This window comes from Pseudomonas sp. P867 (genome assembly GCF_019891455.1).
GTDB classification, from domain to species: Bacteria; Pseudomonadota; Gammaproteobacteria; order Pseudomonadales; family Pseudomonadaceae; genus Aquipseudomonas; species Aquipseudomonas synxantha_A.
In genome coordinates this window covers 514,255-526,751 of record NZ_JAFLXB010000002.1, presented here as the reverse complement: position 1 = coordinate 526,751, position 12,497 = coordinate 514,255, and the positions used below count along the sequence as shown (strand labels likewise).

Sequence of the window (12,497 nt, the reverse complement as noted above, 5' to 3'; positions counted from 1 at the left end):
AGTGACCGACATGCTCGAATCCCTGGAAAAAATGCTCGCCAAGGGTGTGGATAATTCGCTGCTGCGCTTCGGCTTGGGCAAGGGTTATCTGGACTTGAAAGACAACGCCAAAGCCGCCGAGCATCTGGGCAAGTGTGTCGAGTTCGATCCGAAGTATTCGGCGGCGTGGAAGCTGTTGGGCAAGGCGCACCAGGCGCAGGGTGACAGTGCCTCAGCACGACAGGCGTGGGAAAAAGGCATTGAAGCGGCCCAGGCCCACGGCGACAAGCAGGCCGAAAAAGAGATGACCGTGTTCCTGAAGAAACTCGATCGCCAGGCTTGATACAGGACTAAATGTGGGAGGGGGCTTGCTCCCGATGGCAGTGTGTCAGCCAATGCATATTTGACTGAACCACCGCTATCGGGAGCAAGCCCCCTCCCACATTGTTTCTATATCGGTCTTGAGTCAGGTGTGAATCAGTACCACCGCGCCTCACCCGGCGGGCGCTTCTTGAAGCGCTTCATGCTCCACATGTACTGGCTCGGGTAGGCGCCCACATAGCGCTCCACCACTTTGCTCATCGCCGCGCAGGAGGTGGCGGTGTCGGTGCTGTACATGTCTTCCGGCGCCGCTTCCAGGATCACTTTGTAGCCTGAGCCGTCCGGCAGGCGCAACGCGTGCAGGAATACGCCAACAGCCTTGTGGCCCGCGAGCATGTTCGGCACGAATTTGCTGGTGAGGGCCTGGGTGGCGAAAAACGGTACGAAGATGCCGGCGGACTCGGCTGGTTCCGGGTCGGCAGGAATGCCTACCTGGCCGCCTTTGCGCACTTCCTTGATCACGCTGAGAATGCCTTCCTTGGTCGACGCCGCCACGCGGTTGCCCAATTGCACGCGTTGTTTGCGCAGCAGTTCGTCCACCGCCTTAAGCTTGGGCGGGCGATAGAAAATGATCGGTTTGCACTGGCTGCAATAGAAGTGGTTCAGCACTTCCCAGTTGCCCAGGTGACTGGTGATACCCACCACGCCTTTGCCCGAGGCCAGGGCTTGGTGCAACACTTCCAGGCCCTCGACTTCCCGCACCAGGTCGATGGAGCGCTGGGCTGGCCAGATCCACGCGCAAGCACTTTCGGTCAGGGACTTGCCGATGTCCATCAGGCTGCGGCCCACCAGGCGCTCGCGCTCGGCCGGGTCCATATCCGGGAAGCACTTGGAGAGGTTGATCCGCACGGTGTCGCGGGAGCGGTTGGGGGTTTTCCACATGATCCAGCCGATGCCCGTGCCGACGGCTTGTACGGCGCGCCAGGGCAGCAGGGCAAACAACCGGAGAGCGCCTACCAGCAAGGCGCCTTTAAACTTTTCCACAGGTCACTCCTGATCGTGTGTGGTGCGCAAAACCGGCATTCTAACCGGCGTTGACCAAGTCCGCGTAACGGTCACAGTCCTGAGTGTGGTCCATGACCATGCCCGAGGCCTGCATGAAGGCGTAGCAGATGGTGGGCCCGACGAAGGTGAAACCGGCTTTCTTCAAGGCGCGGCTCATGGCTTCAGCCTCGGGTGTAATGGCCGGGACGTCGCTGCGATCCTTGAAGTGATTGACCTTGGGTTTACCGCCGACAAATGACCACAGCAACCCCACCGGGTCTTCCAGCGCCAGCCAGGCCGCGGCGTTGCGCCGGGTAGCATTGAGCTTCAAGCGATTGCGCACGATGCCCGGATCCTGCATCAGCGCCTCGATTTCTTCATCGCTTAACCGCGCCAGACGCTGCGCATCAAAGCCGAACAAGACCTTTCGATAATGCTCGCGTTTGCGTAAAACGGTGATCCAGGACAGGCCCGCCTGGAACCCTTCGAGCAAAAGCAACTCGAACAAACCCTGCGCATCGCGCAGCGGCGTTCCCCACTCTTGATCGTGATAAGCCATGTACAGCGGATCTTCAGAACACCAAAAGCAGCGTGGCATAAGGCTCCAGGGAGTGGTGGCGGGGCCGAATCGGGTATACTCCCGCTCTTTAAATCGCAGCCCAAGTAACAGGTGAATTTCGTGAGCCAGCCTACGCCAGCCGTGCGTACCTTCCAAGACTTGATCCTCGCCCTCCAGCAATACTGGGCCGAGCAAGGTTGTGTGGTACTTCAGCCCTACGATATGGAAGTAGGCGCCGGCACTTTCCACACCGCTACATTCCTGCGGGCCATCGGCCCGGAAACCTGGAACGCCGCTTATGTGCAGCCCAGTCGTCGCCCGACTGACGGCCGCTACGGCGAAAACCCGAACCGTCTGCAGCACTACTACCAGTTCCAGGTGGTATTGAAGCCCAACCCGGATAATTTCCAGGAGCTGTACCTGGGCTCGCTGAAACACGTCGGCCTCGACCCACTGGTGCACGACATCCGTTTTGTCGAAGACAACTGGGAATCGCCAACCCTGGGCGCCTGGGGCCTGGGCTGGGAAGTCTGGCTCAATGGCATGGAAGTGACGCAGTTCACTTACTTCCAGCAAGCCGGCGGCATCGAGTGCTACCCGGTGACCGGCGAGATCACCTACGGCCTCGAGCGCCTGGCCATGTACCTGCAGGGCGTGGACTCGGTCTACGACCTGGTATGGGCTGACGGCCCGTTCGGCAAAGTGACCTACGGCGATGTGTTCCACCAGAACGAAGTGGAGCAGTCCACCTACAACTTCGAACACGCCAACGTCGAGAAGCTGTTCGAACTGTTCGACTTCTATGAAAGCGAAGCCAAGCGCCTGATCGAACTCGACCAGCCGCTGCCGTTGCCAAGCTATGAAATGGTGTTGAAGGCGTCCCATACCTTCAACCTGCTGGACGCCCGCCGTGCCATCTCGGTAACTGCGCGCCAGCAATACATCCTGCGTGTGCGCACGCTGGCACGTTCCGTCGCCCAAGCCTATTTGCTGGCTCGCGCCAAGCTGGGCTTCCCGATGGCAACCCCTGACCTGCGTGATGAAGTGTTGGCTAAGCTGGAGGCTGCACAATGAGTGCTCAAGATTTCCTGGTTGAACTGGGCACCGAAGAGCTGCCACCCAAGGCACTCAATACCCTGGCCGATGCATTCCTGGCCGGTATCGAAAAAGGCCTGCAGACTGCCGGCCTGAAGTTTGAAGCCAAAAAAGTCTACGCCGCGCCGCGCCGCCTGGCTGTGCTGCTGACCGCGCTGGAAACCCAGCAGCCGGACCGCAACATCAACCTGGACGGCCCACCGCGCCAGGCAGCTTTCGATGCCGAAGGCAACCCGACACAAGCCGCCCTTGGCTTTGCCAAGAAATGTGGCGTAGAGCTGAGCGAGATCGACCAGAGCGGCCCGAAACTGCGTTTCAGCCAGGTCATCACCGGCAAGCCGACCGCCAGCCTGCTGCCGACCATCGTTGAAGACTCCCTGAACGACCTGCCTATCCCCAAGCGCATGCGCTGGGGTGCGCGCAAGGAAGAGTTCGTACGTCCGACCCAATGGCTGGTAATGCTGCTCGGTGACCAGGTCATCGATTGCACCATCCTCGCCCAGAAGGCTGGTCGTGATTCCCGTGGTCACCGCTTCCATCATCCCGAAAGCGTGCGCATCACTTCGCCGGCCAACTACCTCAACGACCTGCGCGCCGCTTACGTATTGGCCGATGCCAATGAGCGTCGCGAGCTGATCAGCAAGCGCACCGAAGAATTGGCCCGCCTGCAGGAAGGCACCGCCATCGTGCCGCCAAGCCTGCTGGACGAAGTGACCGCTCTGGTGGAGTGGCCGGTGCCGCTGGTGTGCTCGTTCGAAGAGCGTTTCCTCGACGTGCCACAAGAAGCGTTGATCACCACCATGCAGGACAACCAGAAGTATTTCTGCCTGCTGGACGCAGACGGTAAGTTGCTCCCGCGCTTTATCACCGTGGCCAACATCGAAAGCAAGGACCCGCAGCAGATCATCGCCGGTAACGAGAAAGTCGTTCGCCCGCGCCTGACCGATGCCGAGTTCTTCTTCAAGCAAGATAAGAAACAGAAGCTCGAAGACTTCAACCTGCGCCTGCAAAACGTGGTGTTCCAGGAAAAACTCGGCAGTGTCTACGACAAGGCCGTGCGGGTTTCCAAGCTGGCGGCCTACATTGCGCCACGCATCGGCGGCGACGCAGCCTGGGCCGCCCGTGCCGGCTTGCTGTCCAAGTGCGACCTGGCCACCGAGATGGTTGGCGAGTTCCCTGAGATGCAAGGTGTCGCCGGTTACTACTACGCCCTCAACGACGGCGAGCCGGACGACGTCGCCCTGGCCCTGAACGAGCAGTACATGCCACGCGGTGCCGGTGCAGAATTGCCGACCACCCTGACGGGTGCGGCCGTGGCCATCGCCGACAAGCTCGATACGCTGGTGGGTATCTTCGGTATCGGTATGTTGCCCACCGGTAGCAAAGACCCGTATGCCCTGCGCCGTGCGGCATTGGGCGTGCTGCGGATCCTGATCGACAAGAAGCTGGATCTCGACCTGACCCAGGCCGTGGTGTTCGCGGTCGGCCAGTTCGGGACCAAGGTCAAGCAAGCCGGCCTGGCCGAGCAAGTGCTGGAGTTCGTGTTCGACCGCCTGCGTGCGCGTTACGAAGACGAAGGCGTGGACGTTTCCGTCTACCTGTCGGTACGTGCCCTGCAACCGGGTTCGGCACTGGACTTCGACCAGCGCGTACAAGCCGTACAAGCGTTCCGCAAGCTGCCGGAAGCCGATGCCCTGGCGGCCGTGAACAAGCGTGTGTCGAACCTGCTGAGCAAGGCCGACAACCTCGGCAATGCCGACGTTGACCCAAGCCTGTTTGCCGATGCCAAGGAGTTCTCGCTGAACTCCGCCATCGCCAAGGCCGAGAACGCTGTGAAACCGCTGATAGCGGAGCGTAACTACGCTGAAGCGTTGGCGCGCCTGGCGTCTCTGCGTGAGCCGGTAGACGCGTTCTTCGAAGCGGTGATGATCAATGCCGACGATGCCGGCGTGCGGAAAAACCGTTACGCCATGCTCGCGCGTTTGCGTGGCCTGTTCATCAATATCGCTGACATTTCCGTATTGGGTTGATCATGTTGAAACTGCTGATTCTCGATCGGGACGGGGTGATCAACTACGACTCCGACGCTTACATCAAGTCGGTACAGGAGTGGATCCCCTTGCCCGGCTCGATCGAGGCCATCGCGCAGTTGAGCAAAGCCGGCTGGACGGTGGCCATCGCCACCAACCAGTCCGGCATCGCCCGCGGTTACTACGACATCGCCACCCTGGACGCCATGCACGCGCGCTTGCGCACGTTGGTGGCCGAACAGGGAGGTGAGGTGGGGCTGGTGGTTTACTGCCCTCACGGGCCGGATGAGGGCTGCGATTGCCGCAAGCCCAAGCCTGGCATGTTGAAAACTATTGCAGAACATTACAAGGTGCCCTTGGCTGGGATATGGTTCGTCGGGGACAGCCTCGGTGACCTGGAGGCGGCCAAAGCCGTCGACTCTCAGCCAGTTTTGGTAAAGACCGGAAAAGGCGAAAAGACCCAGGCGAAAAACCTGCCGGTAGGCACTTTGATTTTTGACGATCTGGCGGCGGTTGCCGCAGAACTTATTAACAACTAGCCGCCCTCGACTTCCTGACCAAGGATTGTTCGGGAGTGCGCTTTTAACAGGCGGGCCGTGTCCCGCAACGGTAAATGCCGCCATGTCGATCTTGCAGGCCATCAGAACCTTTTTCTTTTACCTGCTGCTGGGCACCAGTTCGTTTCTCTGGTGCACCCTGAGCTTTTTTATTGCCCCCTTCCTGCCGTTCAAGGCGCGCTATCGCTTCATCAACGTTTATTGGTGCCGTTGCGCGTTGTGGCTGAGCAAAGTGTTCCTGAACATCCGTTTTGAGGTCAAGGGCGCAGAAAACGTCCCGGACCAACCCTGCGTGATTTTGTCGAACCACCAAAGCACTTGGGAAACCTTCTTTCTTTCCGCGTACTTCTCGCCCCTGAGCCAGGTGCTTAAGCGTGAACTGTTGTACGTACCGTTCTTTGGCTGGGCCATGGCCATGTTGCGCCCGATCGCCATTGACCGTGACAACCCCAAGGCGGCGCTCAAGCACGTGGCCAAGAAGGGCGACGAGTTGCTCAAGGACGGCGTCTGGGTACTGATCTTCCCCGAAGGTACGCGTGTGCCCTACGGCACCGTAGGTAAGTTCTCACGGGGCGGTACGGCATTGGCGGTCAACGCCAACCTGCCGGTGCTGCCCATTGCCCACAATGCCGGCAAGTTCTGGCCGAAGACCGGCTGGGCCAAACGCGCTGGCACCATCACCGTGGTTATAGGCGAGCCGATGTACGCAGAAGGCGAGGGGCCGCGTGCGATTGCTGCACTGAACGACCGCGCCGCTGCATGGAATGAAGCACAGCAGCGAGCCATGGGTTCTCTGCCTCCTGAGCCCTTGGTAGTCGAGACCCCGGCGATTTGAGGATCTGTGGATAACCTGTGCACGCTTTGTTGGCGAATTGGCTTTTTTGATTCATAACCTTCTGATTTAGCTGCATATTTCTGAAGGTCATAAAATCTCGAAAAACGTGCATAAGTTTTTTCTTCATAATAAAACCGGTCCTTGTGACCGGTTTTTTATGCACAGCAGAAAAGTCGGTTTTTAGTCTTCCAACTGCGGCAATAACAGAATGAATGTCGAGCCCTTGCCCAGCTCACTTTCACAAACGATGCGTCCACCGTGCCGTTCCACCACGGCCTTAACCATCGTCAGCCCCAGTCCAAGACCATCACTGCCCTGGGCCGAATCGAAACGCCGGTATTGGCTGAACAGTTCCGGTAAATCCTCGGGGGCAATCCCCGGCCCCTGATCGCTGATGCGGCATTCCAACCAACCCTGTGCACTGCCGTGCCTCAACCTGACGGTAGTGCCGGATGGGGAATATTTGATCGCATTCTCCAGCACGTTGAACAACGCACGGGTAAGCAATGATTGATCGGCATGGATCATGGCTTCATCCGCCTCATCCAGGTCGTTGACCAGATGGATGCCCTTGAGCTGCGCAATCACCGCAACCTGATCAAAGGCGTCCATCACCAGCATGGCGAACAAGGTAGGCTGGAACTGGTAACCGTCAGCCTCGGCCTTGGCCAATTGCACAAAGGATTCGGTAAGGCTCAATGCCCGTCGGACCTGTAGTTCGACCTGGGCAAAGACTGGCGATTCGCCGTTATGCACATCCAGCAGGGCGAGGATCGCCGAATGGGGTGCGCGTAGGTCGTGGGAGAGGAAACGCAGCATGGTCTCGCGATGCTGCTGGGCTTCTCGCTCCTTGCTCAGGTCCGTCAGGCTCAACAGCCATCCGAGGGCGAAGTCACCTTCGGCCGGAAGCAAGGGCGCAAGCTCCATCCGCAGACTGCGCTGGTGGATATCGCGGAACTCAACCAATTCCAGTGCTGACAGGGCAGGGCGTACGCCGTTATGCAGCGGGGGATAACCCAAATCGGCGAGTTGTTCGATGAGGTTTGAATTGACCAGGTCGTTACCAAACACATCACGGGCTACACGGTTGGCCAACAGAATATTGCCCTGTGGGTCGGTTATCAGCGTAGCCACCGGCAGGCACTCCAACCCGTCAGCCATAAAGCGCCGCGTATCACGCGTACGACTGACTGCCTGCTCAAGGGCAAAGATCCGCCCCTGCAACACATCACCCTTGCTGGCGGGCGCACGACGACGCTCCGGCAGCACCTTGGGCTCGTTATCCAGCCGCGCCAGTTCCCAACCAAAGTAGGCCAGGATGACGCTCAGGCGCCGCCAGTTCCAGATGAGATAGCTGAGTAACAGCCCGATCAAACACGCGGCGGGAGACCACCAATGCCCAAGGCGCAGCAATGCCCATGAGCCCACCAGCGCCGCGGTCATGCCACCCAGGGTCATCCACAGAGCGTAGCGAGGGCGATACAGCAGAAGGCCCAGCAGCAAGGTCACCAGGGATGTCGCCAACAGGGCAGCAAGCCATCCGGGCAGGTCGACAATGCTGCGTCCCTGCAACAGACCATTGAGGATATCGGCCTGGATCTCCACTCCTGCGGTCGTGCCGACGGTGGAGGAGAGCGGTGTCACAAAACGATCGGCCATTCCATACGCCGTGGCACCTATCAGAATCAGCCGGCCGCGAAGCGTCTCGGGAGGTACCTCGCCGCGTAATACGCTGAGGTAGGACACGCTGGGAAAGTGGTCATCTTCCGAGGTGAAAGGCACGCGGATTTCATGCTCCTGATGCCACTGCTGGCTGCTGGGCTCCTGGGTCAGGCCCGGCATTACCGGTGCTTGCTCACTCAGCGCAAACGCCAACCATGCCAATTGAGGGAGCGTGCTTCCCGGCGGGCCTTCACGCAGATACACGCTGCGTACGATGCCGTCGCTATCCGCTTCGACGTTGATATGCCCCACGCCCTTGGCGCACTTGAGCAACGGTGACAGCGGCTCTCCTGGCAGGCTGGGACTTACGCTGCTATCACCGACGATGGGCAGCAGTACATTGCCAGCATTGCAGACCGCATCAGCCAACCGTCGTCCATCGGCCCCCTTGCTAGGTTCGCTGAAGACTACGTCAAACAGAATGCCTGCCGGCTGGGCGGCGCTAAGGCGTTCAATCAGATCTGCATGCACACTGCGCGGCCACGGCCATGGGCCGAGTATTTCCAGGCTGGGCGCATCAATGGTGACCAGCAGAATCCGTGGATCCACCGGTAAAGGTGTCAGGCGGCGCAGGCTGTCGTAGAGAGGGTTATTCAGTGCCAGGCCCGGGCTCAAGGACAGGTAAACGGTAAAGGGCAGTAACACCAGACCGATCAGCAGCCATTCACGGACCAACCCGTGGAATAACAGCTGTGCCTGGGTGGGTTGGCGTTTCTCGGCTTTGCGCCATAGTTTCACAGGGCTACCACCGAAAGTATGCGAAGGCATTGATGGTCATCGGGTAAAGGTGCCATAGGCCCGCTCCCTCTCCATGTGGTGACGTTCAACAGTGTTCTGAAACAAGTGAAGCTTATTTCGGTCTCAGTTGAGGACTTTACCCAGAACCGTGCAACAAACCATACCTCACCTTGTTGCAGGGCAGGGTATGAGCGAGTCCTTTTCCTCACAGACAGGAGCCGGTATCTTTGCTTTGAGCATCACGGGATCTTATCAGCGTATCGAGAGATACAAGGATCGTAGAATCCGCCCATAATTGTTCAGATTCAGAGGCTGGCTTTGCACAGTCGCCTCTCATTAAAGCAGTCGTATTTTTTGTAGGAAGGACCCCCATGCGAGTCGCAATACTGGATGACGAGCCCGCCGAGTTGCGACGGGTGGAACAGACACTGCGACAGATTCCCAGCACTGCGGAACAGCCATGGTCGCTGCATTTCTTTGAGCGCGGCGAAGACCTGCTGCGCCAACTGCGGCGGGAAACCTTTGACCTGCTGATCCTGGACTGGCAACTGCCGGATATCTCGGGCATTGCCTTGTTGCGCTGGACCCGCGAACACATGGAATCGCCCCCCGCGGTCATCATGCTCACCAGTCGCGATGCCGAAAGCGATATCGTCACCGCATTGAACAGCGGCGCAGATGATTACGTCAGCAAACCCTTTCGCCCCAACGAGCTCAAAGCACGCGTCAGCGCCGTCCTGCGACGTCACGGCTTGCAGAAGTCGGATACCCAGGAAGTACAGAGCTTTAATGATCTAACCTTCGACGATGCCGAACTGACCGTCACCCGCGCCGGCAAACCCATTAACCTGACAGAGCGGGAATACCGCCTGGCCAGTTGCCTGTTTGCCAACCTGGCCCGGCCGCTGTCTCGCGAGTACCTGTATGAGCGGTTTTGGAGCCATGAGGAAATGGTCTCGTCACGGCCTTTGGATACCCATATCTACCGTCTGCGTAACAAGCTCGGGCTGACGGCGGATCGCGGCTGGCAGCTATTGACGATCTATGGATATGGGTATCGTTTGGAGAGTGTGGCGACAACGGCGCAAAGTTGAAATCTTGATGTTCCACGTGGAGCATTTTAAAACGCTTAACCATCACCCAATAAAAAAGGCCAACGCTAAGCGTTGGCCTTTTTGTTCAAGCAGGTTTACCTGATCAGAAATCCAGGTTAGACACCGCCAAGGCGTTGCTCTCGATGAAGTCACGACGAGGCTCGACCGCATCACCCATCAGGGTGTTGAAGATCTGGTCCGCGCCAATGGCGTCTTCGATGGTCACACGCAACATACGACGCTGAGCCGGGTCCATGGTGGTTTCCCACAGCTGATCCGGGTTCATCTCGCCAAGACCTTTGTATCGCTGGATGGTATGGCGCTTGGTGCTTTCAGCCATCAGCCAGTCCAGGGCTTCCTTGAACTCTTTGACCGCTTTCTTGCGCTCGCCACGCTGAATGTAAGCACCATCGTCCAGCAGGGTGCTCAGTTGCGCGCCGAGGGTAACGACCGTTTTGTAATCGTTGCTGCCGAAGAAGTCGCGGTTGAAGGTGACGTAGTTGGACAAACCGTGGGAGATCAGTTCGACCTCCGGCAGCCACACGTTACGTTCGCGGTCTTCGCGCAGGCTGGCTTTGTACACCAGGCCAGACTTCTCAACGGTACGCAGACGCACTTCGTACTGGGCCAGCCAATCCTGCATGGCGGCGTGATCGCCCAACTGCTCCAGGCTCACGGCCGGCAGGTAGATGAAGTGCTCGGTCAGCTCCTGAGGATACAGGCGCGACAAACGCTTGAGCGTCTTCATGACCATACGGAAGTCGTTGACCAGACGCTCCAGCGCCTCGCCGGAGATGCCCGGTGCTTCGTCGTTCAGGTGCAGGCTCGCATCTTCCAGGGCCGACTGCGTCATGTATTCTTCCATGGCGTCGTCGTCTTTGATGTATTGCTCTTGCTTGCCTTTTTTCACCTTGTACAACGGCGGCTGGGCAATGTAGATGTAGCCACGCTCGATCAGCTCTGGCAGCTGACGGAAGAAGAACGTCAGGAGCAGGGTACGGATGTGCGAACCGTCGACGTCAGCATCGGTCATGATGATGATGTTGTGGTAACGCAGCTTGTCGATGTTGTACTCATCACGGCCAATACCGCAGCCGAGTGCAGTGATCAAGGTGCCGACTTCCTGAGAGGAAATCATCTTGTCGAAGCGCGCCTTCTCAACGTTGAGGATCTTGCCCTTCAACGGCAGGATGGCCTGGGTGCGACGGTTACGACCCTGCTTGGCGGAACCGCCAGCAGAGTCACCTTCCACCAGGTACAGTTCGGAGAGGGCAGGGTCCTTCTCCTGGCAGTCAGCCAGTTTGCCAGGCAAGCCGGCGATATCCAGCGCGCCTTTACGACGGGTCATCTCACGGGCTTTACGCGCGGCTTCACGGGCGCGGGCAGCATCGATCATCTTGCCGACAACCAGCTTGGCCTCATTGGGGTTTTCCAACAGGAAGTCGGAGAAGTATTTGCCCATTTCCTGTTCAACCGCGGTCTTCACTTCGGAAGACACCAGCTTGTCTTTGGTCTGGGAGCTGAACTTCGGATCCGGAACCTTGACCGAGATAATAGCCGTCAGGCCTTCACGGGCATCGTCACCGGTGGTGGCGACTTTATGCTTCTTCGCCAAACCTTCGGCTTCAATGTAGGTGTTCAGGTTACGCGTCAACGCAGAACGGAAACCCACCAGGTGAGTACCGCCATCGCGCTGGGGAATGTTGTTGGTGAAGCACAACAGGTTCTCGTTGAAGCTGTCGTTCCACTGCAGGGCGATTTCCACGCCGATGCCGTCTTCACGCTGGATGTTGAAGTGGAACACCTGGTTGACCGCAGTCTTGTTGGTGTTCAGGTATTCAACAAACGCACGCAGGCCGCCTTCGTACTTGAACAACTCTTCCTTGCCGCTGCGCTCATCCTTGAGGACGATGCCAACACCGGAGTTGAGGAAGGACAGTTCACGAATCCGCTTGGCCAGGATGTCCCAGCTGAAGTGGATGTTCTTGAAGGTCTCAGCCGATGGCTTGAAGTGGATCTGGGTACCGGTGGTTTCACTGTCACCAACGATTTTCATCGGTTCCTGTGGCACACCGTGGACGTAAGTCTGTTCCCAGATCTTGCCGCTACGGCGAACGGTGAGAATCAACTCTTCGGACAGAGCGTTCACTACCGACACACCTACACCGTGCAAACCGCCGGATACTTTATAGGAGTTGTCGTCGAATTTACCGCCGGCGTGGAGCACGGTCATGATGACCTCTGCCGCCGAAACGCCTTCTTCTTTGTGCACGTCTACCGGGATGCCACGACCGTTGTCACGCACGGTAATGGACTCATCCGGGTGGATGATAATGCTGATGTCGTCGCAGTGACCGGCCAGAGCTTCGTCGATGGAGTTATCGACCACCTCGAACACCATGTGGTGCAGACCGCTACCATCATCGGTGTCGCCAATGTACATACCGGGACGTTTGCGTACGGCATCCAAACCTTTCAGCACTTTAATGCTGGTCGAGTCGTACGTGTTTTCTTCGCTCATGC

10 protein-coding genes are annotated in these 12,497 nt (G+C 58.5%); 6 read left to right on the top strand and 4 right to left on the bottom strand.

The features are described 5' to 3' along the window. Positions 1-10: 10 nt before the first annotated feature. Positions 11-322, top strand: a complete 312-nt coding sequence (locus J1G33_RS05910) for a tetratricopeptide repeat protein (RefSeq protein WP_223017804.1) — start codon at positions 11-13, stop codon at positions 320-322. Between the two features lie 134 nt (positions 323-456). On the opposite strand, the gene J1G33_RS05905 is transcribed toward J1G33_RS05910, so the two are convergent. Further along, positions 457-1,344, bottom strand: a complete 888-nt coding sequence (locus J1G33_RS05905; protein WP_005783378.1) for a lysophospholipid acyltransferase — start codon at positions 1,342-1,344, stop codon at positions 457-459. 40 nt (positions 1,345-1,384) lie between these two features. Continuing rightward, the gene (gene tag, locus J1G33_RS05900; RefSeq protein WP_005783377.1) at positions 1,385-1,942 is read right to left on the bottom strand and encodes a DNA-3-methyladenine glycosylase I; all 558 of its coding nucleotides are present in this window, start codon (positions 1,940-1,942) and stop codon (positions 1,385-1,387) included. 81 nt (positions 1,943-2,023) lie between these two features. Between tag and glyQ the strand changes: the two genes are divergently transcribed. From glyQ to J1G33_RS05880, 4 genes are all read left to right on the top strand, one after another. After that, complete coding sequence (glyQ, locus tag J1G33_RS05895; protein ID WP_003213601.1) at positions 2,024-2,977, top strand: glycine--tRNA ligase subunit alpha; 954 nt, start codon at positions 2,024-2,026, stop codon at positions 2,975-2,977. Beyond that, the gene (gene glyS / locus J1G33_RS05890) at positions 2,974-5,028 is read left to right on the top strand and encodes a glycine--tRNA ligase subunit beta (RefSeq protein ID WP_032878605.1); all 2,055 of its coding nucleotides are present in this window, start codon (positions 2,974-2,976) and stop codon (positions 5,026-5,028) included. Before glyQ ends, glyS begins: the two co-directional genes overlap by 4 nt. Next, positions 5,028-5,567: a D-glycero-beta-D-manno-heptose 1,7-bisphosphate 7-phosphatase gene (gmhB, locus tag J1G33_RS05885; protein WP_177327431.1), complete on the top strand. Its 540-nt coding sequence runs from the start codon at positions 5,028-5,030 to the stop codon at positions 5,565-5,567. The genes glyS and gmhB overlap by 1 nt, the downstream gene beginning before the upstream one ends. A gap of 82 nt (positions 5,568-5,649) precedes the next feature. Then, entirely contained in the window at positions 5,650-6,420 is a 771-nt protein-coding gene (locus tag J1G33_RS05880; RefSeq protein WP_005783374.1) for a lysophospholipid acyltransferase family protein, read from the top strand. 180 nt (positions 6,421-6,600) lie between these two features. Here the strand turns inward: J1G33_RS05880 and J1G33_RS05875 are convergent, their stop codons facing one another. Beyond that, positions 6,601-8,880, bottom strand: a complete 2,280-nt coding sequence (locus J1G33_RS05875; RefSeq protein WP_223017823.1) for a CHASE2 domain-containing protein — start codon at positions 8,878-8,880, stop codon at positions 6,601-6,603. A gap of 371 nt (positions 8,881-9,251) precedes the next feature. Between J1G33_RS05875 and J1G33_RS05870 the strand changes: the two genes are divergently transcribed. After that, a complete protein-coding gene (locus tag J1G33_RS05870) occupies positions 9,252-9,974 on the top strand; it encodes a response regulator transcription factor (RefSeq protein ID WP_223017803.1) in 723 nt (240 codons plus the stop codon). Between the two features lie 103 nt (positions 9,975-10,077). On the opposite strand, the gene gyrB is transcribed toward J1G33_RS05870, so the two are convergent. After that, positions 10,078-12,495, bottom strand: coding sequence for a DNA topoisomerase (ATP-hydrolyzing) subunit B (gyrB, locus tag J1G33_RS05865; protein ID WP_005783347.1), 2,418 nt, complete (start codon positions 12,493-12,495; stop codon positions 10,078-10,080). Positions 12,496-12,497: the final 2 nt, after the last annotated feature.